The organism is Nitrospirota bacterium (genome assembly GCA_016194305.1).
In the GTDB taxonomy this organism is placed as follows: Bacteria; Nitrospirota; Nitrospiria; order JACQBW01; family JACQBW01; genus JACQBW01.
This window is the reverse complement of the sequence record JACQBW010000011.1, coordinates 49,638-72,168: the sequence shown is the minus strand read 5'-3', so window position 1 is coordinate 72,168 and position 22,531 is coordinate 49,638. Positions and strand designations below refer to the sequence as shown.

Annotated in this window: 25 protein-coding genes; 6 read left to right on the top strand and 19 right to left on the bottom strand. The window is 46.3% G+C overall.

What is annotated here, in order from left to right; translation table 11 throughout:
* Positions 1 to 203 precede the first annotated feature (203 nt).
* Together HY200_05080 and HY200_05075 are read left to right on the top strand one after the other, a co-directional pair.
* Positions 204 to 2,228 carry a hypothetical protein gene (locus tag HY200_05080; GenBank protein ID MBI3594312.1) on the top strand — a complete coding sequence of 675 codons (2,025 nt, stop codon included), beginning with the start codon at positions 204 to 206 and terminating at the stop codon, positions 2,226 to 2,228.
* A 251-nt stretch (positions 2,229 to 2,479) separates the two neighbouring features.
* Positions 2,480 to 2,914, top strand: a complete 435-nt coding sequence (locus tag HY200_05075) for a CBS domain-containing protein (GenBank protein ID MBI3594311.1) — start codon at positions 2,480 to 2,482, stop codon at positions 2,912 to 2,914.
* 27 nt (positions 2,915 to 2,941) lie between these two features.
* Here HY200_05075 and HY200_05070 read toward each other — a convergent pair whose 3' ends face one another.
* From HY200_05070 to HY200_05025, 10 genes are all read right to left on the bottom strand, one after another.
* The gene (locus HY200_05070) at positions 2,942 to 3,814 is read right to left on the bottom strand and encodes a CoB--CoM heterodisulfide reductase iron-sulfur subunit B family protein (GenBank protein ID MBI3594310.1); all 873 of its coding nucleotides are present in this window, start codon (positions 3,812 to 3,814) and stop codon (positions 2,942 to 2,944) included.
* Positions 3,811 to 4,767, bottom strand: a complete 957-nt coding sequence (sdhB, locus tag HY200_05065; GenBank protein MBI3594309.1) for a succinate dehydrogenase iron-sulfur subunit — start codon at positions 4,765 to 4,767, stop codon at positions 3,811 to 3,813. Before sdhB ends, HY200_05070 begins: the two co-directional genes overlap by 4 nt.
* Entirely contained in the window at positions 4,767 to 6,434 is a 1,668-nt protein-coding gene (locus tag HY200_05060) for an FAD-binding protein (GenBank protein MBI3594308.1), read from the bottom strand. The genes sdhB and HY200_05060 overlap by 1 nt, the downstream gene beginning before the upstream one ends.
* 90 nt (positions 6,435 to 6,524) lie before the next feature.
* Complete coding sequence (locus tag HY200_05055) at positions 6,525 to 6,839, bottom strand: hypothetical protein (GenBank protein ID MBI3594307.1); 315 nt, start codon at positions 6,837 to 6,839, stop codon at positions 6,525 to 6,527.
* A 15-nt stretch (positions 6,840 to 6,854) separates the two neighbouring features.
* A complete protein-coding gene (gene gcvPB, locus HY200_05050) occupies positions 6,855 to 8,315 on the bottom strand; it encodes an aminomethyl-transferring glycine dehydrogenase subunit GcvPB (protein ID MBI3594306.1) in 1,461 nt (486 codons plus the stop codon).
* A gap of 12 nt (positions 8,316 to 8,327) precedes the next feature.
* Positions 8,328 to 9,668: an aminomethyl-transferring glycine dehydrogenase subunit GcvPA gene (gcvPA, locus tag HY200_05045; protein ID MBI3594305.1), complete on the bottom strand. Its 1,341-nt coding sequence runs from the start codon at positions 9,666 to 9,668 to the stop codon at positions 8,328 to 8,330.
* Positions 9,669 to 9,675: 7 nt separating this feature from the next.
* Positions 9,676 to 10,758, bottom strand: a complete 1,083-nt coding sequence (gene gcvT, locus HY200_05040) for a glycine cleavage system aminomethyltransferase GcvT (protein MBI3594304.1) — start codon at positions 10,756 to 10,758, stop codon at positions 9,676 to 9,678.
* 12 nt (positions 10,759 to 10,770) lie between these two features.
* Positions 10,771 to 11,475, bottom strand: a complete 705-nt coding sequence (locus tag HY200_05035; protein ID MBI3594303.1) for an ABC transporter ATP-binding protein — start codon at positions 11,473 to 11,475, stop codon at positions 10,771 to 10,773.
* Entirely contained in the window at positions 11,469 to 12,245 is a 777-nt protein-coding gene (locus HY200_05030; GenBank protein MBI3594302.1) for an ABC transporter ATP-binding protein, read from the bottom strand. Before HY200_05030 ends, HY200_05035 begins: the two co-directional genes overlap by 7 nt.
* Before the next feature lie 22 nt (positions 12,246 to 12,267).
* Complete coding sequence (locus tag HY200_05025) at positions 12,268 to 12,975, bottom strand: tetratricopeptide repeat protein (protein ID MBI3594301.1); 708 nt, start codon at positions 12,973 to 12,975, stop codon at positions 12,268 to 12,270.
* A gap of 54 nt (positions 12,976 to 13,029) precedes the next feature.
* Here HY200_05025 and HY200_05020 point away from each other — a divergent pair, with 54 nt between their 5' ends.
* Positions 13,030 to 13,494, top strand: a complete 465-nt coding sequence (locus HY200_05020; protein MBI3594300.1) for an LEA type 2 family protein — start codon at positions 13,030 to 13,032, stop codon at positions 13,492 to 13,494.
* Between the two features lie 182 nt (positions 13,495 to 13,676).
* Here the strand turns inward: HY200_05020 and HY200_05015 are convergent, their stop codons facing one another.
* The 6 genes from HY200_05015 to HY200_04990 all read right to left on the bottom strand — a co-directional run bounded on the left by HY200_05015 (position 13,677) and on the right by HY200_04990 (position 17,904).
* The gene (locus tag HY200_05015) at positions 13,677 to 14,516 is read right to left on the bottom strand and encodes a branched-chain amino acid ABC transporter permease (GenBank protein MBI3594299.1); all 840 of its coding nucleotides are present in this window, start codon (positions 14,514 to 14,516) and stop codon (positions 13,677 to 13,679) included.
* A gap of 302 nt (positions 14,517 to 14,818) precedes the next feature.
* On the bottom strand, positions 14,819 to 15,721 hold the full coding sequence (locus HY200_05010) for a branched-chain amino acid ABC transporter permease (protein MBI3594298.1): 903 nt from the start codon (positions 15,719 to 15,721) through the stop codon (positions 14,819 to 14,821).
* 4 nt (positions 15,722 to 15,725) lie between these two features.
* Positions 15,726 to 16,856: a branched-chain amino acid ABC transporter substrate-binding protein gene (locus HY200_05005; GenBank protein ID MBI3594297.1), complete on the bottom strand. Its 1,131-nt coding sequence runs from the start codon at positions 16,854 to 16,856 to the stop codon at positions 15,726 to 15,728.
* Between the two features lie 102 nt (positions 16,857 to 16,958).
* Positions 16,959 to 17,381: a VOC family protein gene (locus HY200_05000; GenBank protein MBI3594296.1), complete on the bottom strand. Its 423-nt coding sequence runs from the start codon at positions 17,379 to 17,381 to the stop codon at positions 16,959 to 16,961.
* A complete protein-coding gene (locus tag HY200_04995; GenBank protein MBI3594295.1) occupies positions 17,378 to 17,515 on the bottom strand; it encodes a hypothetical protein in 138 nt (45 codons plus the stop codon). The genes HY200_05000 and HY200_04995 overlap by 4 nt, the downstream gene beginning before the upstream one ends.
* Positions 17,512 to 17,904: a winged helix-turn-helix transcriptional regulator gene (locus HY200_04990; protein ID MBI3594294.1), complete on the bottom strand. Its 393-nt coding sequence runs from the start codon at positions 17,902 to 17,904 to the stop codon at positions 17,512 to 17,514. The genes HY200_04995 and HY200_04990 overlap by 4 nt, the downstream gene beginning before the upstream one ends.
* Positions 17,905 to 18,186: 282 nt before the next feature.
* On the opposite strand from HY200_04990, the gene HY200_04985 reads away from it, so the two are divergent.
* Together HY200_04985 and HY200_04980 are read left to right on the top strand one after the other, a co-directional pair.
* A complete protein-coding gene (locus HY200_04985) occupies positions 18,187 to 18,654 on the top strand; it encodes a hypothetical protein (protein MBI3594293.1) in 468 nt (155 codons plus the stop codon).
* 90 nt (positions 18,655 to 18,744) lie between these two features.
* Entirely contained in the window at positions 18,745 to 19,191 is a 447-nt protein-coding gene (locus HY200_04980; GenBank protein ID MBI3594292.1) for a hypothetical protein, read from the top strand.
* Positions 19,192 to 19,216: 25 nt separating this feature from the next.
* Here the strand turns inward: HY200_04980 and HY200_04975 are convergent, their stop codons facing one another.
* The 3 genes from HY200_04975 to HY200_04965 all read right to left on the bottom strand — a co-directional run bounded on the left by HY200_04975 (position 19,217) and on the right by HY200_04965 (position 21,569).
* Positions 19,217 to 19,855 carry an NAD(P)-binding domain-containing protein gene (locus HY200_04975; GenBank protein ID MBI3594291.1) on the bottom strand — a complete coding sequence of 213 codons (639 nt, stop codon included), beginning with the start codon at positions 19,853 to 19,855 and terminating at the stop codon, positions 19,217 to 19,219.
* A 172-nt stretch (positions 19,856 to 20,027) separates the two neighbouring features.
* Positions 20,028 to 21,062 (bottom strand): DUF3187 family protein, encoded by a 1,035-nt coding sequence (locus HY200_04970; protein MBI3594290.1) that lies wholly within the window; start codon positions 21,060 to 21,062, stop codon positions 20,028 to 20,030.
* A 150-nt stretch (positions 21,063 to 21,212) separates the two neighbouring features.
* Positions 21,213 to 21,569: a DUF1304 domain-containing protein gene (locus HY200_04965; protein MBI3594289.1), complete on the bottom strand. Its 357-nt coding sequence runs from the start codon at positions 21,567 to 21,569 to the stop codon at positions 21,213 to 21,215.
* 304 nt (positions 21,570 to 21,873) lie between these two features.
* Here HY200_04965 and HY200_04960 point away from each other — a divergent pair, with 304 nt between their 5' ends.
* Positions 21,874 to 22,491 carry a hemolysin III family protein gene (locus HY200_04960; protein ID MBI3594288.1) on the top strand — a complete coding sequence of 206 codons (618 nt, stop codon included), beginning with the start codon at positions 21,874 to 21,876 and terminating at the stop codon, positions 22,489 to 22,491.
* Positions 22,492 to 22,531: the final 40 nt, after the last annotated feature.

The window sequence follows — 22,531 nt, the reverse complement described above, 5'->3', positions numbered from 1 at the left end:
GTACTCCGGAGTCACCTCATTTCTCTTTATAGGCGGATTCAGGTCACTTTCATTTTTTCCTGCACCGAAGCATCCGCAGATCGCTTTCCAATGTGACCTACTTCGGATTTCGTCCTGCTTTTTGATTTGACCTTTTCACCGGAAATCCCGCAAAATAAAGGTAGAATAAAAGCCTTCAATTGCTATTGAAATGAGAATGCCTGATGCATCGATATAATCCTGCTTCAAAATGTTTCCTGGCTGTCCTGTTCGTCGTCCTGACGAGCTTTCGAACATTTGGATATGAAGTGACGGCGGTTGTTCATGGCGGTTTTGTTAAAGGAAAGATTACCTACATCGGATTTGCTCCTATTCCTAAATCATTTGAACTCAATAAATTCCCGCAGTCAGAATATTGCGGAAAGGAAGATAACGATGGAAAGGGACATCGCCTTTTGCATGATGTGAATGTCGGAAAAGATGGATCGTTAGAGGATGTGGTGGTTGCGATCGAACATGTAGAAAAAGGGAAACCTTTCAATTTTTCCGGAACGGATACGAATGCTGATATCTGCCGGTTTCTGGTACAGGGAGCGCCCTCGAAATTTGTCGGGGTTGCGGTAAAAAAGGCGGAATTCCGTGTCAGGAATCTGGATGCCGATCCGGCTGATCCTAAAACATCCACAGGCGTACTACATAACCCTCATCTGTTTGAAGAAACTGGTTCTTCGAGCTCAACAATTTTTAATCTTCCGCTTCCAAACAAGGACCAGGTCATTAACAAACCGACGATTATCCGGAAGAAAGAGAGCATTCTTCATTTGCAGTGTGACCAACACAGTTATATGAACAGCTACTATTATCCGGTAGAAAATCCCTATTATGCGATCGTAGGTGCGGACGGAACATTTAGCATTGACGGGATTCCTCCGGGAGAATATGAAATACATGCCTGGCATCCAGTTTTGGGACAACAAGAAGCAAGAATTAGTGTATCAGCAGGGGGGAAAATCATCCAAAACTTCGCGTTTGGCGGGATCTTGAATCAGAATGTTCCTGGAAGCAGCGACGGTGAGAGTCCCAAAAAGCATTTCCCAAAAATCGAAACCCGTTCCGAGGCCACAACGATTAATCTGAATACATTTATGCCTGATCTTGAAGTGACATCGACTATTCCAAATGAGTCGGCCATCGATGCAGGAAGCCGTTTGTCCATTGTGGATGAAGTCACAAATCACGGTACCGCTATTAACGAGCGATTTTCAATTGCTTATCATCTTTCGGCGAGCATGTCTGATCACCCTTCCGATTATATCGATCTGCCTTCATTTCGGGCAATCGATTCCCTTGGACAGGACACATCGGACACTTCAACGACTCTTTTAGAAATACCTCCGAATACACCGGGCAATTCTTATTTTCTCTGCTCCGAGGCAGACCCCGAAAACAGGATCAACGAATCCGATGAGGAGAACAATATCTTCTGTTCATATTCAAAAATCGTGGTCCGTCGGCCCGACCTAATTGTGAACACAATCACCAGCTCGGTCATACGAGGATCTGCCGGTAGTTCGATTCCTATTAACTTGACTTTATTAAATGAAGGGAATGGTGCTGCTGGACCTTCTGTCGTTTCATTCTACCTGTCAACCAGCGGGATATTTGCCAATTTGAATAATGTCGTATCCAGGACCCAAAACGAATTAGGTCATTTGCATTCCGGAGAAAGGAAGAAGATTGCATTGTTAATGCAAATTCCTGAAAATATGCCGGAAGGTAATTATCATATTTGTGCCATCGCAGACGCCCATAATAGTGTGGCCGAATCAAATGAAGAGAATAATTGGGCATGCACCTCAAATACCGTTACAATTCCTTTACCCGATTTGGTGGTAACCAGCTTATCAACCAAAGTTTCAAAGGTTCGGAGTGGAGAGGATTTCGCGATCGAGGCCATGATTTATAATCGGGGGGGTTCGACCGCATCCGCATCGGAAATTGAATTTCTCCTAACCAAGAACAAAGCGATTGGAGATAAGGACGACATACCTCTTTTTCCTAAAATGCAATTGGATAAATTGGATGTCGGTACCGGCAAAAGGGGAAAGGTCATCGTAACATTACCGGCAGGGACACCAGCGGGGCCATATTACATCATGGCCTGGGTGAATAAAGAACAAACCGATTTAGCAAGAGATTTAAAAAAGTGGTCATTACCAAGAATTACGGTCATTCCCAGAAGGAATTAGTACCTGCACTTCGACAAGCTTAAACCATTTTTTTGATACCCCTGGATATAAAACTTGTTTCCTTCCATCAAACCGCGAAAAGGGATGTCGCAAAAAAATTCTGCGACATCTTGCGAATCTAACGTATTACCATGAATATTGACTGTCTATCACGCCGCCTCTTGTCAATCCAGTCTCGTTTGACCAATTCAAGTTTTTGAGCTAACTTTAAACTGTTCACTCGGAATCTCTAATAGAGGAGGAAAAGGAATATGGCAATGCTCCAAACTTCAACTTTTCAGTCTGTTTTTTTATATATGTCGAAAAAGGTTTTTACCATAAAATCTGACAGGAAATTAATCGTGGTGAAGGAACTGATGGATTGGGCACATTGCCGTCACGTTCCCGTTGTGAACGAGAAGGAGGAACTGGTGGGAATGGTGAGTCATCGTGACCTTCTTGCCGCCTCCGTATCATCAGTCGGAGACCATATTTCTACTTTTGAACGAGCTGAAAAATTACGTACGATTCCTCTTCAGGCCGTTATGCATAGTCCGGTCACCTCTATCAGTTCCTCCTCCAGTATTCAAGATGCCGCACGTCTCATGCGCACCCAAAAGATTGGCTGTCTGCCAGTCGTCGATAATGGAAAACTGGTCGGCATTCTGACCGATTACGATCTTCTGAAAATCGTCGAAGAGCTGTAAACCAGGCGAGATGGAGGAATGACTTGTTTATTTCAGCTTGGCCACAAGGGAATCGAGGGGAATAAAATGGCGCATCATCTGCATGGCCACCGGAGAAAATCCCATCGCCAAACCCACCAATTGAGGAAGATGGAGAACCGGCATATCAAATGATTGACTGAGATGTTTCTCGGCCCGTTCCTGCTGAAGATCGAGGTTCATGTGGCAAAGCGGACATGGGGTGACCATGACATCAGCATGCGCGCTCTTGGCCTCTCCAAGCCGTTTTCCCGTCATGGCCAATCCAAGACCCGGATTTTCCAGGATAACCGGAAAACCGCAACATTTATTTCTCCCTTCGTACTCTACCGCTTCTCCCCCCAATGCTTCGATCACGGTTTCCAGCGATGATGGATTATTCGGATCATCGTAACCTAACGCACTGGAGGGCCTTAATATATAACATCCATAAAATGGCGCAATTTGGAGTTTTTTTAACGGTGTCGTCACTTTTTCTTTTAATAATTCCATTCCAATATCATCCAGCAGGATCCAGAGAAAATGTTTCACTTTCACTTTCCCGCTATAATGAAGCCCCTCCTTTTCAAGGAAGAGATTGATTCTTTTTAAAAGTCCCGGATCATCAGTCAGCTGTTTATTCATTTGGGACATGACCCCCTGACAGGTTCCGCAGATGGTCATGATATCAAGACCTTCCGCTTCTGCCATCGCAAAGGTCCGGGCGTTCAGTGCAACAGCCAGTTCCGGATCCGCTTCGGTAATAACGCCTGCTCCGCAGCAAGCAGCTGACCTCAGTTCGACCAGTTCGATTCCGAGTCTTTCTGCAACCAAAAGGGTTGAGACATAAAGTTCAGGCGTGGCACCTTTGGCTGCACAGCCTGTGTAAAATGCGTATTTCATTGATACCCCCGGGATTTGAAAATCTTTCGAATCTGTTTGATTCCCTTGATCGGCAAGTGCCAGAGAAAAGGAAGCTTTCCTTTCAATCCCATTCTTAAACCGACCGGCATCGCTTGAAGAAGAAGTCGGGGGGATTTCCAGAGCATTCTCATCGGCTGTTGGGCTTCGTTCAATCTCCCCTCTTTTTTAACGATCTCCACAAACGCGGTAATATGCCGACCGCCCGGAGAGTCGGCCATCCCTGCTTTGATCGCTTCCCGCCTCAATCGCACGATTGCCTCCATGGGTTTAACATCTTTCGGGCAGACCTCGACGCAAAAATTACATCTCACACAGTCCCAAATACCATCCGGCAGTATCAGCGCTTCCAGACGTTCTCTTTTTTCCTGATCCGATTCCCTCGGATCGGCTATAAACCGATACGCTTTTGCCAGCGCCGCGGGACCGACAAAACCCCTGGAAACCTCCAAGGAATTACAGGAAGAGACACAGGCCCCACATAAGATACAGGCGTCCACATTGTGGAGCGCCTGGTAGGCTTCCTGGGTAAATACTCCTTTGGCCTTTCCAGTGCCAGATTTTGAATCAGGATGGAGCCAGGGAGTAATTTCAGTTACCTTTTCCCAGAAGGGTTTCATATCGACCACAAGGTCTTTGATCACCGCGCTGTTCGCAAGAGGTTCTATTCGGAGGCTTTCGTATTTTTCATACTCCTCCCTCACAGAAGTTTGGCAGGCGAGTTTTTCACTTCCGTTAATCCGCATGGCACAGGAACCGCAGATCGAACTCCGGCAAGAATAACGGAAGGCCAGTCCCCCCTCCTCTTCTTCTTTAAGTTGAATCAACAGTTCCAATACGGTTAAATCGGGACGAATCTCCAGAAAATATTCTTTGAACTGAGGCTCACGGTCAATTTCCGGATGGAATCGTTTAATACTGAGACGTATTCGCATTAATAGGTCCTCTCTTTGGGAGGATATTTGGTCAAGGTGACCGGCGCATATTCTATTCGAGGGGTCTCCTCATGGTAGTAAACCAGCGTATGTTTAAGCCATTCCTGATCGTTTCGCTTAGGGAAATCCCTTCGGAAGTGCGCTCCTCTCGATTCTTCCCGTCCCAGGGCCCCTTTTACAATGACTTCCGCCAGGTCCAGGATTGATCCGAGTTCCAGCGCGGCGATCAATTCCGTATTAAAGATGTTTCCTTTATCGTGAATGGCGATATCCTGGTAACGCAATTTCAATTGACGAATCATCTGTCCGGCTTCTTCCAGTTTTTCTTTAAAGCGGAAGACTCCGACATGGCTGCCCATCAGATTGCCAAGGTCTGTTTTGATCGTCCAGATTTTTTCACCCGCTTTTCTCCCTTTCAAACGGTTCAATCGCTGCTTTTCCCGATCAAAGAACTGAACTGAAGGGGGAGGTGGGGCCGATTTTTGAATATACTCCGATGCCCGAAGTCCGCTCCTTTTTCCAAAAATCAAAGTGTCCAGAAGAGAATTTCCGCCAAGCCGGTTTGCACCATGCACACTCACGCAGGCGCATTCACCTGACGCAAAAAGACCTGCAATTTCAGTTTCTCCCCAGACATTCGTCTTGATCCCTCCCATGGAATAATGCGCCCCCGGACGGATCGGAATCGGAGCTTCTATCGGATCGATTCCTGCGAAACTAATCGACAGACTACGAATCTGGGGCAATCGTTCCAGGATTTTCTCCCTTCCCAAATGACGTAAATCAAGGAGGACGCATCCGTCAATCCCTCTTCCCTCCTCGATTTCTTCGCCTTCTGCTCTTGAGACCACATCGCGACTTGCCAACTCCAGGGCATTGGGGGCATACTTGGCCATAAATCGTTCTCCAAGAGAATTGATGAGAAATCCCCCTTCACCGCGAGCCCCTTCCGTAATCAGAATTCCGCTTTTTTTGAGCGTAGTCGGATGAAACTGTACAAATTCCATATCCATCAGGGGAGCTCCCGAACGATAGGCAAGACTCATCCCGTCCCCCGTATTGATCACTGCATTGGTACTGATTGAATAGACCCTGCCATATCCGCCCGTTGCGAGAATGACCGCTTTGGCTCCGATCATCTCCAGTTCGCCCGTCAGGATATTTAGTACAAGGATGCCACGGCAAATTCCCGTTTCAACCACCAGGGAAGTCACATACCACTCTTCAAATACCTTAATTTTCCTTTTTAATATCTGTTCATAAAGCGCATGGAGCATGGCATGGCCAGTCCGATCCTGCGCATAGGCTGTACGAGGGTACCCAGCGCCTCCAAAAGGCCTTTGGGCGATATTCCCCTGCTCGTCCCGGCTAAAAATGACACCTCTTTTTTCCATCTCGAGAATTTCAGCCGGAGCCTCCTGACACATGGTTTCAATGGCATCCTGATCGCCAAGATAGTCGCTCCCCTTAATCGTATCAAACGCATGGCTTTCCCAGGAATCGTTTGGACTCAACGCCCCATTAATTCCACCTTGAGCAGCGACGGAATGGCTTCGAACCGGATGAACTTTAGAAATTAGCGCGACATTTAATGACGGTTCCGCTGCAAGGGCCGCTCTCATTCCAGAAAGTCCTGCGCCGACAATAATTAAATCAAAATTGAGCATGGAATCAAGCCCTTCTCTATTTATGGCCTATATGTCATTATAGCTGATGGAACCCAAACTGGCGAAATAGAGGCTTTCGGCATTCGGGAATTATTCTGATCGCGACGTAACCTTACCGGTCTCTGAATCGTACTCGAGCCCTTTTAATTGCGATTCGGTCAGGAGCCCGGAACTAACCAGTTCGGAGAGGCTTTTGGGAAAACTCCCTTGCTGGGCCTGGTAATTTTGCACTGCCGTCTGAACGGCTGAAAGATCGATTGCCGACTGAACCTTTTTTGCCTTTTCGATCGGTACGACTAAACCCAATGGATCAACGCTTTGACTACTCGAACGGACATTCTGCAATGTCAAATATATGACAACTGCACTGACCAAAAGGCTCAATAAAATTCCAATAGACTTCATGAATTCCTTTTTTTATCAGCCTTTCTTCCATCTGACATTGAGTTTTTTGACCGCTTCGGTCTCGTCCAGCCGGCCGACCGGGGTGGTGAAAGGCGCATTCAGTAGAAGTTCCGGATTCAACTCAATCTCTTTCGAAATAGAGATGAGCGCATCACAAAAGGAATCCAAGGTCTCTTTAGATTCCGTTTCAGTCGGCTCGATCATCAGAGCTTCTTCGACAATGAGAGGAAAATAGACCGTTGGGGGGTGGAATCCATAGTCCATTAGTCTTTTGCAGATATCGCGGGCGTGAATCTCTCTCGATTTAAATTTTTTCGCGCTAAATACGACCTCGTGCATGCAGATCCGGTCTTGAGCCACTTTTAAAACCTTCTCCAGTTTTGACCGGACATAATTTGCATTGAGGATGGCCATTTGGCTGATCCTGGCCAAACCCTCTGCCCCATTGGACCGGATATAGACATAGGCCCGGACCAGATTTCCAAAATTTCCGTAGAATGTGCTCACTTTTCCGATTGAATCGGGCCGGTTGTCGTCTAGGACATAGCGTTCCCCCTTCTTTTCAATCGTCGGCTTCGGAAGAAAGGGGGCGAGAAATGCCTTGACGGCGACGGCCCCGGCTCCCGGTCCCCCGCCACCATGGGGTGTTGAAAAAGTTTTATGAAGATTGGAATGCACGACGTCAAACCCCATGTCACCGGGACGTACCAAACCAAGAAGTGCGTTTAAATTTGCCCCATCCATGTACATCAGGCCACCTGCCTCATGAACCACCTTCGAGATATCGATGATATCTTTTTCAAAGAGCCCCAACGTATTGGGATTGGTCAGCATCAGCGCAGCGCAATCCCGGTCCATATGTTTTTTTAAATCATCCAGATCGATCAATCCCTGGCTATTGGACCGGATTTCTTCCACTTCGAATCCGGCGAGCATGGCGCTTGCCGGGTTCGTGCCATGGGCTGAATCGGGAATCAACACTTTGTGGCGGTTCTCCCCTTTCGATTGAAGATAAGCGCGGATCATCATCAGGCCGACCATCTCACCCTGTGCACCGGCCACCGGTTGAAAGGAAATCCGGTCAAATCCAAGTATCTCTTTTAAAAGCTCTTCGAGCGCATAAAGAAGTCCTAACGCTCCTTGAAGGGTCTCCTCTGGCTGGAGCGGGTGGAGGGCTGCCAAGCCAGGAAGTCTCGCGATTTCGTCATTTATTTTCGGATTGTACTTCATGGTACAGGACCCGAGAGGATAAAAACCGGAATCGATTGAAAAATTTTTTTGAGAAAGTTTGACATAGTGGCGCACCAGGTCGAGCTCACTGACTTCCGGAAGGCCGGGCGGCTCTTTTCTAAGGAACTTTGACGGAAACAGCGATTCTAAGGAGGATTCCGGTACATCCAGGGGGGGAAGGGCATAAGCCTTTCGTCCTGATACACTTTTTTCAAAAATTAATTTATCTCGTTTTGCTTCTGCCAAATAATAAACTCCTTATCTCCTGGAAATCAGAGCGACAAGTCTCTCCAATTCCGATTTTGTTCTCTTTTCAGTCACACAGAGAAGGTAATGCTGTTTTAATTCGGGATAATACCGCCCCAGATCAAGTCCGCCTATGATTCTCTCTTTTAATAATGCTTCGTTGATCTCTTTCGGACTGCGATCGAGTTTCACGGCAAACTCTTTAAAGAAAGGGGCACTCCAGGGAATAGCAACGCCGGGGATACGGCTCAACGCATCTTGAAGAAAGTGCGCCTTGAGAGTCGATTGCCGTGCAACTTCCGCAAGCCCCTTTTTTCCCAACGTCACCATGTAGAAAAGAGAGGCAAGGGCATTTAGCGATTCATTCGTACAAATATTCGAAGTGGCTCTCTCGCGCTTGATATGTTGTTCCCGCGTCTGAAGCGTTAACGTATATCCTCTCCTCCCCTCCTTGTCATGGGCGACCCCAACAATTCTCCCGGGAAGCTGTCGGATAAATTCTGTCCGGGTGGCAAAGAAACCGACATAGGGGCCGCCAAGACTCATGCTGTTCCCCATGCCTTGTCCCTCTCCCACGATAATATCGGCTCCAAGCTCTCCCGGGGAGTTGAGTATTCCCAATGCGATCGGATCAACCGATACAGCCACCTTCGCTCCTTTATCATGCGCAAGCTGAATGAGTTCCGGAATCTCCTCCAAACAACCGAAGAAATTGGGATATTGAAGAAGCAGGCCCGCAGTATTATCCGTGATTTGTTTCTTGACCTGATCGAGGGAAACCTGTCCATTCTGATATTCCACCTCAATAAATTTAAGATCCAACCCTTTGCAATAAGTCCTGACGACATCCTGGTAAAAGGGATGGATTGTTTTTGAAATCAGAATCTCTGATCTTTTTTTACCTATTCGAACCATCATCAAAACAGCTTCGGCCAGAGCAGACGCGCCATCATAAAGCGAGGCATTTGCTACCTCCATTCCGGTCAACTCACAGATCGCGGTTTGATACTCATAGATGGCCTGCAACATTCCCTGGCTCAATTCCGCTTGATAGGGGGTATAGGCTGTATAAAATTCCGATCGGAATAGAATGGGTCCTATGAGCGCGGGAATATAATGATCGTAGGACCCGGCTCCGAGAAAAGACGTATATTCTTCCAAATGTGAATTCTTCCGAACCAAATCTCCCATCTCCTGACGGATTTCAAGTTCAGATAAGGGACGGCCCGTCTTAAGGATACGGTTTAATCGGACCGATTTTGGTATGTCTGCAAAAAGTCCTTCCATCGATGGAATCCCGATGATTTGGAGCATCGACTGGATCTCTTCTTCTGTATGAGGTGTATACATGATTTTTCCTTTATTTCTTCTTGTAAAACGGCCTTTTGGTTACCACCGCCGGAATCTTCTTGTCTCGAATTAAAACCGAAAACTCGGTCCCTTCGCGAGCCCAGGAGGTCTGGATAAAGGCCATCCCTATTCCTTTCTGAACAGAGGGAGTTAAATTTCCACTGGTGACCTCGCCGATCTCCTGGTCACCCTGAAAAAGCCGGCAATGCTGGCGTGGAACATTTTTTATCTTTAATTCGAAACCGATTAAGATTCTCGAAAGTTCTTTTTCCTGCATTTTCTGCAGAGACTCTTTTCCAATAAAGGGCTTGTCAAAATAGACGAATTTTGCCAAATCGGCCTCCAGGGGAGAAATATCCTCTCCCAGTTCATGCCCATAGAGGGCATAGCCCATCTCTAGCCTGAGCGTATCTCTCGCCCCTAGGCCGACCGGGATAATCCCTTCGTCCTGGCCCATTTTCATAAAGAGGGCCCATAATTTTTCGGATTCGGAGGCCGGATAATAAAATTCATAACCCCGTTCTCCCGTATAACCGGTCCTTGCAATCATTGCGGAAACGCCTGATATCTCCTCTTCGAAAAATTCGGCATGTTTTAACGGCCGGAATTTTTTCCCCAGAATTTTTTCAAGAAGTCGCGGCGCCTTTGGCCCCTGGAGCGCCAGCATTCCCAGCCTTTGGCTTGCATCTTCGATTGAAACCCGGGATTGCCCTTTCTGGTCTAAGAACCAGCGAAAGATCTTTTCCCGGTTAGACGCATTCACGCAGATAAAAAAATCACTGTCCCCTTTTTTGTAAATGAAGATGTCATCTTTCACTCCTCCCTGAAGATTACAGACCAGCGAATAGTGGGCTTTGCCCGGGACAAGCAATGCGACATTGTTAACCGTCGTTTTTTGCAGGAAAGATTCCGCGTCAGCCCCTTGGACGATCAATCTCCCCATATGGCAGATATCAAAGAGCCCCACATCTGTCCGGACCCCTTTATGCTCCGCGACGACGCCGGAATAAAAGAGGGGCATTTCCCATCCTCCAAACTCGACTAATTTGCCATTCAATTTTTTATGAATTTCGAAAAGCGGCGTCCGGTTCATGAATCGACTTTTTTATTCTCCTAAATAGGCTGTCTTGATTCTTGGGTCATTTAATAATTGGGCGGATTCTCCCTGCAGGGTCACTTGTCCCGTTTCCATGACATAGGCTCTTTGGGAAATTGAAAGGGCGAGCCGCGCATTTTGTTCAACCAGGAGCAGGGTCAATCCTTCCGCCCCCAGCATTTTGATCATTTTAAAAATCTTCTCCACCATCAGGGGGGCTAATCCAAGAGACGGTTCATCGATAATCAGTAACTTCGGTTGTCCCACAAGGGCTCTTCCGATCGCAAGCATCTGCTGCTCGCCTCCGCTCAAAGTCCCCCCAAGCTGGTTTTTTCTCTCAAAGAGAAGTGGAAACAGGGCAAAAACATATTCAAATTGGTTTTTGGATGCGTTTTTTCTATTAAGAGCGAATCCTCCCAGTTCAAGATTTTCGAGAACGGTCAGTCGAGAGAAGATTCTTCTTCCTTCGGGAACCTGCAAAATGCCTAATGATACAATTTTAGAAGGCGAAAACCCAGAAATTTCTTTTCCATTAAATAGAATTTTTCCGGATTGATATGGTAATATTCCCGAGATCATCATTAAGGCGGTTGACTTGCCTGCGCCATTCGCACCAATGATTGAAACTGTCTCTCCTTCGGCAACTTCCAGGTCTATTCCCTTCAATACTTCGATGGCGCCATATCCTCCTCGAAGATTTTCCACTTTCAGCATGGCGAAGAGAGCCCTCCTCCCAGGTAGGCTTCAATCACTTTTGGATCATGCTGGACATCCCGGGGTTTTCCTTCCGCTATCTTGACACCATGATCCAGAACAATAATTTTATCTGAAATTCCCATGACCACTTTCATATCGTGTTCAATCAGAAGAAGTGTAATCTCCCTCTCTCGAATCTTGAGCATAAAATCCATCAAGCGCCTCGATTCACTCGGATTCATGCCTGCGGCGGGCTCATCCAGTAGAAGGAGTAATGGCCCGGTCGCAAGTGCCCGGGCAATTTCAAGTCTACGCTGGTCTCCATAGGAAAGTTCCCGCGCCCTTTTTGATTTTTGATTTTCCAGACCGACAAATTCGAGGAGGTCTGTGCTCTGTTCAACCCGTTCCCTCTCTAATCTCCGGGATTCCGCCGAACGGGATAAGGCGGCAATCAGACCATACCGGCTATGAATGTCTCCCCCGACCATGACATTTTCCAAAACAGACAGGCCACCAAAGAGCCGGATATTTTGAAAGGTGCGCGCAATGCCTGCTCTCGTCACCTGAAACGGTTTCAGGCCTTTGAGATTCTTCTCTTGAAAAATGATCTCTCCAGCCGAAAAAGGAACCATTCCGGTCACGCAGTTAAAAAAGGTGGTCTTGCCTGCTCCGTTTGGACCAATCAGGCTGGTAATTTCCTTCTTCTTCAGACTCGCGTCGACTTCTGAAATCGCAGTGAGGCCTCCGAACGATTTGGAAAGATTTTTTATTTCGAGCAGAGTGTCCAGAAGAGACTCCTGAGTACTTGCTTCAAATTAAAGTCACGGATCTGAAATATCGCGTCCTTTCAATCTCGGCCAGATCTTCAAGTTTCCATTTTTCCGGAATTGCATTCCAGGCTTCCGTCATTTTTCGAAAAAGCATATCGGCCTCTTCCAATGAGTCGAATTCGGTTTTACCGTGTTGGACAAGATAGCTTTGGACCTGAATCTCCTGAAATTTCCGAAAATATTCCGGAGCTCCTAACATTTTGGGTTGACTGTAGTCGGGAGTAAACTCTTCGAGGTATTCTCTTGCTTTCCATTGAGCCGGATTAAAAGAAAGCGCGCGGTACCAGGCTTCAATGGCTTCGCCGGGATTCCGCTGTTCCCAATGCGCCACCCCTAACTGAAGCCAGGCATCCGAGAGCATTTCCCTCTGATCTGGGTCGAAGAGGCCGATCGATTTGATAAAAAAAGATTTTGCCTGGTCCCATCGCCCCTGGCGTGCATGAAGGACGCCAGTACTATAATGAGCGGGACCGTATTCCGGGTGGGCTCTCAAAATCTCCTTAAGCTGACGCAAGGCTTCTTTTTCATTTCCGGATATATTTTCGATATCTGCCTGAAGGACCTTGATTCCCGGATCCAGAGGCGCGTTCTGGATCAATTCTCGAACCCTGAACCTGGCTTCTTCCCACTTTTCTGCCATGGCGAGCTGCATAATCGTTTTGATTTTATCATCCGTTTGATCGGTCATGAATTATCTATCCGGCTTTGAATGTTTTGCAAAAATCTGATAGGGTATCTCCTTATGGTCCGACGGTTTTACCTATCTCTTTTATTTCTTTCCCTTGCGTCAGGCGGCTGCTCACCGAATTTAATCAAGCCCGATCTGGCACTCCAGGAAATTGAGCTGACCGGCGTCTCATTTTCTTCGATTGATCTTGCCTTTTTGATCAAAGTGACCAATCCCAATTCTGTGGGGGTCACGGTAGATAAATTGAATTATCGTCTCGAATTAAATGAGGAGACGCTCGGCGCCGGCGAACTCATAACCCCCATTTCTCTAAAGGAATCTGGGTCCGAAGTGGTTACACTCCCCTTCTCAACTTCGATTAACGGTCTTTCCCATCTTCTTAGAACAATTTTGGGAGAAAGCGACGTGAATTATAAGCTAACCGGGAAAGTTGTTTTATCGAAATTCTGGACGAAAAGAGAATTCCCTTTTGAAAGCAAGGGGATGGTCCCGCTCAACCGCACCACATTCCATCATTAGCACCGACAGGCGATATGGGATCATCTGCTACGTTCTCATCACTCGGAAATATTCACGTACCGAATCTGTACGCTCCATTTTCCTCGCTCCTGTGGCTCTGCGACCCACAACGAAAATCCAATATCGGAAGTCCTCGGCAGGGGGCAGCTAACCCCATCTCGCCTGTCAAATTGACCTTTCTCTTATGATAATTCTATTTTTCTTCGAAAATTGCCGAGAATTCCCTGCGGCCTAAGGACCATCATGAGTATCATGGCCAATCCGAAAAGGAGCATTCGGTAATTGGAAAATCCCCGCATCATTTCTGGCAGAATCATTAAGACCAACGCGCCCAAAATAACCCCCGGTATACTCCCGATACCACCCAATACTACCATAGATAAAATCAAAATCGATTCAAAAAAAGTAAAACTTTCGGGCGAAACAAAACCGAATTTAGCCGAGAAAAAAGTCCCGCAGACGCCCGCCCAGGCCGCTCCAATGGCAAACGCGAGAGTTTTCATCTGCGTCGTATGGATTCCCATCGCTTCGGCGGCAATTTCGTCTTCACGGATCGCGTCCCAGGCTCGACCGATTCTGGAAGATTTAATTCGTTGAATGAAGAATAATGCAACCACGACTATGGCCAATATAAGGTAGTAGTAATCGATCGGCTGATAGAAGATGAACTTTCCTATTTTAGGATGGGGAATTCCTGATATTCCTTTAGGTCCTCGTGTCACGGAGTCCCAATTGTTGAGCACGAGATGGAGAATCTGAATAAATCCAAGAGTCACGATCGCAAGATAGTCACCTCTCAACCGAAGCGTGATCACACCGAGCAAAAAGCCGAAAGCTCCCGCTAATATGCCTGCCAGAGGAATGGCCAGCCAGAAATTGATGTGAAAATGAACCGACATGAGCGCATAGCTATACGCCCCTACGGCATAAAAAGCGGCATACCCCAGATCAAGGAGACCTGCAAAGCCGACCACGACATTGAGTCCGAGAGCTAGAACAATATAGAGTCCGGCCATGGTCATCACGTCAAGCTGATAGTTGTCGAGAAATAAGGGAACGATAATCAGAGAAAGAGCAAGGAGCCACTTTATCCTCTCCCATAAATAAGGTATATTCTGACTTGAGGTGATACCGTAAAACGCAGTTCGTTTAAAGTTCCGGGTAGGGATTTTTCGAATGAGGCGAATCGATACCAAAAGCAACAAAACACCGAGGGAGAGCTTTATCCCTCCTGAAACGCCTAAGAAGGGGAGACCCAGCAGGCCAAACCAAAGAGGAATGCCGATAATAGTGTAGGCTGCATTTGTTTTCAACGCTCGTTTTCCTACACTTTTTCTTTAAGAGGAGAGCCCAATAAACCGGAAGGTCTGAAGAGGAGAACCAGAATCAATATCAAAAATGCAAAAAGATCCTTATATTCGCTTGAAATATAACCTGCTCCCAGGCTTTCAACCATTCCCAGAAGGAGCCCGCCTAACATCGCCCCGGGAATGCTCCCGATACCACCCAAAACGGCGGCCGTAAATGCCTTAATACCGGCAATATATCCGATAAAGAAATTGACGGTTCCATAATACATGGCGACCATCATTCCGGCCGCGGCAGCCAGCAGGGATCCGAGGACAAAGGTGACAGAAATGATGAGATCGGTGTCAATCCCCAGGAGATTGGACATCACCTTGTCCTGCGCGGTGGCCCTCATGGCTTTTCCGATTAAGGTGTTTTGAACAAGAAAGTAGAGGGAGCCCATCAAAACAATCGCGGATCCCAATATCACAAGCTGAAGCACGGTGATCCGAATACCTGAGAAGTAAAGTTCACCGACAGTGAAACGATGGGGGAAGACAAGATCTCCGGAACCCTGGGTGAGCATAACATAATTTTGTAGAAAAATGGAGACGCCGATTGCAGAGATCAGCGGAGAGAGCCGATGAGCCTGCCGCAACGGCCGATAGGCCAATTTCTCCATGGTAAAACCATAGGCCGCGCAAAATAGCGCGGAGAAAAAAAAAGATAAAATCAGCGAGAGAATCAAATAATGCTGCGTGATCCCCATCGTCGTAAAAAAACCAAAGGAAATGATCGAAAGATAGGCTCCGATCATATAAATTTCACCATGGGCAAAGTTGATCAGCTCGAGAATGCCATAGACCATCGTGTAACCTAGAGCAATCAATGCATAGATCGAACCCAGTATCAAACCATTGATGACTTGCTGTAAAAACATTTAGCTAGGGTTTCCAAAATTCAATAAATTTTCCTTCTTTGACTACCCAGACGACATACGGAGAAACCAGCAGATCCCCTTTAGCGTCAAATTCTATCTTTCCAGTCGTCCCTTTCAACTGGATCTGGTGCAATCCCCTGGAGAGGGACTTTGGATCTGTCGATTTGATTTCCGAAATCGTTTTCAAAAGCGCATTAGCTGCATCATAGGCATAAAGAGAATAGGGGCCATGTTCACCGTATTTCTGATGGTAACGGTCTAATACCCGAGCGGCATCTTTCTCTCTTGAAGGGTCTGATGAAAAGGTCAAATAAGAGCCATCCGCTGCACTTCCGGCAATCTTGATGAAGGTGGGGTCGAAGGTGCCATCACCGCTTATCAAAGGCGCGTTGATGCCGATTTCTTTTGCCTGCATTGCCAGCTGTCCGGCTTCAGGATAGATCCCTCCGAAAAAGAGCAAATCGGGGCGTTTTTCCTTTAGCGTTGTCAGAATTCCTCTAAAATCTTTGTCCCCCTGGGTTAATCCGCCATAGTGGATCACTTCAACGGAGTCTGTCAGATTTTTTCTGAACTCATCCGCAAGGCCCTGTCCATAGGTGCTTTTGTCATGCAGAATCGCAATTCTTTTAAATTCCTGGTGATGGATAACAAACGCCGCTGAGACTTTTCCCTGCTGGTCATCTCTTCCGCAAATCCGGAAAATATTTTCATATCCCCGTTCAGTCAGTTCCGGATTGGTGGAGGCCGGAGTAATCATCGGAATGCCGGCTTGATGATAGACGTCCGAAGCGGGAATGGAGGAGCCGCTGTTCCAGTGTCCGACAACAGCCACAGCTCCCGAATTGACCAATTTATTAGCAACGGCAACCGCCTGTTTGGGATCGTGTTGATCATCTTCCACCAAAAGTTCTATTTTTTTGCCCAAGACTCCCCCCCGGCCATTCCATTCATCAACGGCCAGTTCTGCGCCATTCTTTTCGTCGATGCCCATTTTGCTTTGATCACCGCTCATGGGACCAGCAATCCCTATTTTAATGGTGTTTTCTTTTTTCTGGCATGCCAGAACCGCTGCGAGAAAACAGAAAATAAAACCCATGGCAAGAAAAGCTCTCTTGTCATTACTGTAGCGAGACATTTTTGCTCCTCACAGATAAATCCCGAGATTTTAGGTGAGAATACACACAAACATTTTTGATGTCAATTGGTCTCAAGGCAAGAATTGAGAACGACTATGAGCCTAATCCTTAATCGTCCATTCGGGGTTCCAGACCACTTCCCAGAGATGATCATCGGGATCCTGGAAATATCCAGCATAACCGCCCCAAAAGGTTTTTTGAGCCACTTTCGTAATCTTCGCACCCGCCCGTTTCGCAAGTTCCATCACAGAGTCGACCTCTTCCCGACTGTTGACGTTGTGGCCAAGGGTGAGTTCAGTCGGACTTCGCGGTGTTTTTAAAAGGGCTGCATCATAGGCAATTTCATCACGCGGCCAGAGTGCGAGTTTCAGTCCGGGTTGCAAATCAAAAAAGACGACAGCACCACGTTCGAATTCCTGACCGACAATCCCTTTGGTTTCAAATCCGAGCGCATCGCGATAGAAATGTAGAGATCTTTCCAAATGGTCGACGCCCAGGGTGATAACAGTAATTCGTGGCTTCATTTCGATTTCTCCAGGTGTTCAACGTATTTTTCCAACTGATCCAGACTCCCGTCCCAACCCTGCTTCATGGTTTCGCGTCCCCCATCAAAGGTCTTCCACTCTTCTATCGATGCATTGATCGGAAGCCATTTCACTGCCACCGTTTGAGCGGCTTTATTTCCTTTTTGCGGCCGAGTTTGTTTTTCTTATCTTTCTTTTGAGAGGTTCCTAATTTTCGCATATAGGCATCCAGTTGATCCAAGCTCTGCTCCCAACAGGTACGAAAATCTTCCACCCAACGCGCTACTTCTTTAAGCGGTTTACCTTCGATCCGGCAGGGTCTCCTTTGCGCTTCGCGCCCGCGAGCAATCAGTCCCGCCCGTTCAAGGACTTTCAGGTGCTTCGATATGGCGGGCAGAGTCATCTCGAACGGCTCTGCCAGTTCTGTCACAGAAGCGGCACCGGAAGCAAGTCGCGCAAGAATTGCCCGCCGCGTCGGATCGGCTAAAGCCGAAAAGGTCGAGCTAAGGATATCATTTGCCATATTGTATTATACCATTTAGTTAATTAACTAAATGGTATAATACAAAAAATCTCAGGGAAAATCAACAGCGCATTCAAAGATGAATTGATTGACATTCCTGGGAAGATGCCTCAATTGAGGCATGTGACAACTGATTTGAGTCAGTGTTAACAGAGGTTAGAAACATCCTCGTACAAAAATAATTGAATTTTCAAGGTTTAGGGGAACGGGTTTCGTGGCATAGACCTTGCTCTATACGGGAGGTGGAAACATGATTAAAAACCGCATGTAAAGGAGTTTCAAATGAATAGACTCACGCTTTTTTTGGGAATCGCACTCGGAGTGATGATTGCCTCCGTTTCAACGAAGGTATTCGCACAGACCGTTCAGCAGGATATCAACCAGGATAAAAAGGAACTCCGTCAGGACAATGGAGATGTGCGCCGGGACAGACAGGATATCACGAATGACAAGCAAAATATCCGAGCCGATCGCCGGGAAGTAATCGGCGATTTAAAACAGCGGTCCGAGGACCGACATGAACTGGCTGCAGATTTGAAAAGTGGTAACACTTCGGGGGTAGCAAAGGAAAAGGCCGAATTGGCAAAAGATAATCGCGATGTTCACCAAGATCGCAGAGATTTGCGAGTTGACAAAAAAGATCTTCATCAAGACCGGAAGTCTCTCCATAAAGATCGCCATGATCGAAAAGCAGATCGGAAAGATTTACGTCATGACCGACATGTTAAAGCCGAAAATAAAGAAAAATAAATTGCTTTAACAAGAGAAGGATGAGGAGTCATGTTCCCCATCAATCCGGGCATGACTCCTCAAACTCATGGAACTGTGAAAGGTTCATCTATGAAAACCTTATTTTTGCTGCTCGGATGGATCATAAGCGGATTTCTTCCATTGCCGGCTTTCGCTCAATCGGTGGACTTTGATTTTCATATTGGCAATCGGCCCGCTCCCCCGCCGATTGTTTTAGAAGCCCCTCCGAGAATGGTTTACAGCGATGGCCTGAGAGCCTATATTGCTGTCGGCATCCCTCAAGATTTATTTTATTTTGAACACGTCTATTTCTATCACCATGGCGGAGACTGGTACCGGTCGCCGTATTATAAAGGGCCCTGGGTCCACACAGAAGGACCTGGCATTCCCCCTGGACTGAATCGCTATCGAATGGAAGAAATCAGAGAAATCAAAAGACATGCCCGGGAAGATCATCGTGAACAGAAATTGCGTTTCAGAGAAAGGCATTTTCAGGCTGAAGAACATCACGATAGACATGGACGGGAGATCAGATAGCGTGGATGAAACAATTGATGATGAATCAAGTAAGGAGCTTAAAGGCATGAAACCATTCATTATGAAGAAATCCGGGGATACACCATAGGATACAAAGTGGTTCGATCGCTCGTGCAGCCTCAGCCTGACCCATATCTGCCGTTTCCCAGCCGAATTGGTCAAGAATACCACTTACGGTTTCTTTTGCAACCTCATCGTTCCCACAGATGAACATGGTGGGCTTGCCCGCATTGAACGTTGGATTCACCATACACGCGTTCCCAACTGAATTAAAGGCTTTAACAAAACGTGCATTTCCAAACTCTCTTTGCAAACGCTCCATGAGAGAGTCATTCGTAGTGGTAAAGAGACTCAATACGCCATTTACGGGCGGAGTTTCTGCAATGGGATTCGTCGCATCCATGACAATTTTTCCCTTTAAATTCTCTGCCTGAGCAGCCCTTAGCGCATCCGCTGCCGCCGTTCCCTTGACCGCCAATACAATCAAGTCGGATGACTTCGCTGCTTCGGCAAAGCTTCCCACTTGGGTGCCTGGATGTTGTCTCGCCCAATCCCCCAGATGAGCCAGTGTTCGGGTCCCCATTATCACATCATGACCATGTTTAAGAAAACCACTTCCCAAAACCTGTGCAACCACTCCCGAACCTATAACTCCCACTTTCATGCGATTCTCCGTTTGGATAGATATTCAGAGAAAATCCAAAGCACTTGCTTCCCATACAGGATCGGCCAGGACGCTTAATCGTGTCAAGGTAATTTGAAATCAGGAAAATCCGGACATTCAGTGAATGCCCTGTATGCTCAGAAATGAAAGCAGGATATCCAAACACTCAATATTAATTAAACCGATAGGTCAAATCGGTGACCAGCGAAAAATCAGCCGCCGAGCCTTCAGGATTTTCAAAATTTTCAATCGCATAAAATTGCCAAACTATTTGATGCCTGGTCTTATAATTGAATCCCAGAACCCATTCAGCTGTGCCGTTATCCAAAATGTGAGACTCCGTATCATGGAAAGGAGATGAATAGTAATCAAATTGAGCGGTAAAAGAAAACCGGGACGATAATAAATATTCACAGGCAATTGAAGTCGAGTAAATAGGATTCAATGTGATATCAGTGGATCCAAAATGACCTCCAGGAAATACAACATTCTGATTAAAATAGAGAAACCAGCGGCCATAAATCTGTTTATGAAGCGCCAGACCGATTCCCGTATCTGACCTTCCGCTACCAAATGCCCGGCTAAAATCGCCGGTTGGAAATTTGACCGCTCCGCGAACGGCAAAAGCAGGTTGCCATAGACCTTCGGCAACGAGTCCCCATTTTCCGCTTAAGACAATATCGCCCATTCCCGTCTCATTGTCTGCACCCGATAGAATCGTTTTTCCATTCTGAGTGATCAGATACCCTCCAAACGAACTTATGCCTAACTTGACGCGATTCGCGTTTAAATTCGAGAAACCTTCTTCCACGCTCATGATGAAAGGATCTAGAAAACCGCACATGCGGTCAAGAAACGGAATTTCCAATCCCAATTCGATCGATTTTTTGAATCCATATTTAAGCTGTAATTCGGAGCGAAAGGTTTCAAACTTGAGAAGGAGATTGATCTTGGGAGTAGATTCGACCAGGAGAATATTACTTTCTACCGCTTCAAATCTGACCTCATATAAACCTCGGGGAAGCGTTGTGGCATTTTCCGCAGGCATGGATAGAAACAATAATTGAATCGGGCTGTAGTTTCGCACAGGAAACGGTCCTGTTCCTTCAAATGCCTGTTCCGCCCATGCACAGCGATTGAAATGGATTATCGCCAGAATCCAGATGAAAATCCATACCTTCAGGTTGTGAACCCGATAATAACGCAACTTGTGAATTTCCTCCATTCTATTTTAGCCAAGAATACCATTGGGAGAATTTGGATAAAGCCTTTGGCATTTTTTTAGTTCTGCTTAAAGATATTGTAGATTTCTGGAAAGGAAAGGTCTGATTCAAAGAATATCAATGATTCATGAATGTCACTCCAGCAATTTTAACACAAGGGCTATGACGGCAGGAAGAGCCTGGATCCAGAGTATTTTGCGATTGGCGGTCAATCCACCAAATATACCCGCAACAATGACACATCCCAGGAAGAAGATCTTAACCGAATTTCCGGCCGCACCAAGCGTCAGGCCCCAAACCAAACCTGCAGACAAAAATCCGTTGTAAACACCCTGGTTAGAGGCAAGCACCTTCGTGGTTTTCGCGTAATCAGGAGTCATCGCAAAAACTTTCCGACCAAAAGAAGTATCCCAAAAAAATATTTCGAGGATAAGAAAGTAAAAATGGAAGAACGCCACAATGGCAATAACCATATTTGTGATCCATGCCATAATATAATCCTCCTTCTGCCCTTGAATAAACTCTGGTTCAGTGAAATCTCAGAATTCTTAGTTTAATGGCACGATAAATCCCCCGATTTTAACAAGAATGGATGATACCACTAAAATAATCGGTTGTTACGGTCGGTGAAGCGGCCTGGAAATAATTTGGTCAATCCCTATCGAAATGTAATTCATTTTTGTTATCATAGGTCAGTTCGATTTGTGTCTACAAGATCTTTATTGGCTTGAATGATTCCAAAATAACTCTTGATTAAGTTCATTTGATCACAAACTCTATTGGCTGGCCGGAGATATGGATCGAGGAGAGCGATTTAATTTTGTAACCCATCTAATTGGATTCCTCCTCTCAACAACAGGGTTATTTGTTCTGATCGCAGTCTCTTTCAGAGGGGACGATGCGCTCAAAACCATAAGCGTCACGGTTTACGGCACCATATTGTTGCTCCTTTATTTATTTTCATCTCTTTATCATCTCTTTCGCGGGAAAACTAAAATTATTTTTCAGAAACTTGAACATTTGACTATTTATCTTTTAATAGCCGGGACTTATACGCCCATTACGCTTGTCACCTTAAGGGGATCGCTCGGATGGACATTATTTTGGATTATCTGGCTATTGGCTGTCCTCGGCATGATACAAGAGATGATCTGGAAAAAAGAGCCTCGGATTCTCCCGGTCATTATTTATATATTCATGGGCTGGACTGTCATTTTTTTAATCAAACCGCTCTCTCGTGCGCTCCCTGCAACAGGTCTAATATGGATTGTTATCGGCGGACTGTTTTATACAATCGGAGTCATTTTTTATGCATTGGAAGGCCGGATTCGAAATGGTCATGGAATATGGCACCTTTTTGTAATGGCCGGAAGCGCCAGCCATTATTTCACGATTCTTTACTATGTCGCTTGATTCGCCCTGGCTGTTTTCATCAAAAACAGACATGACATTT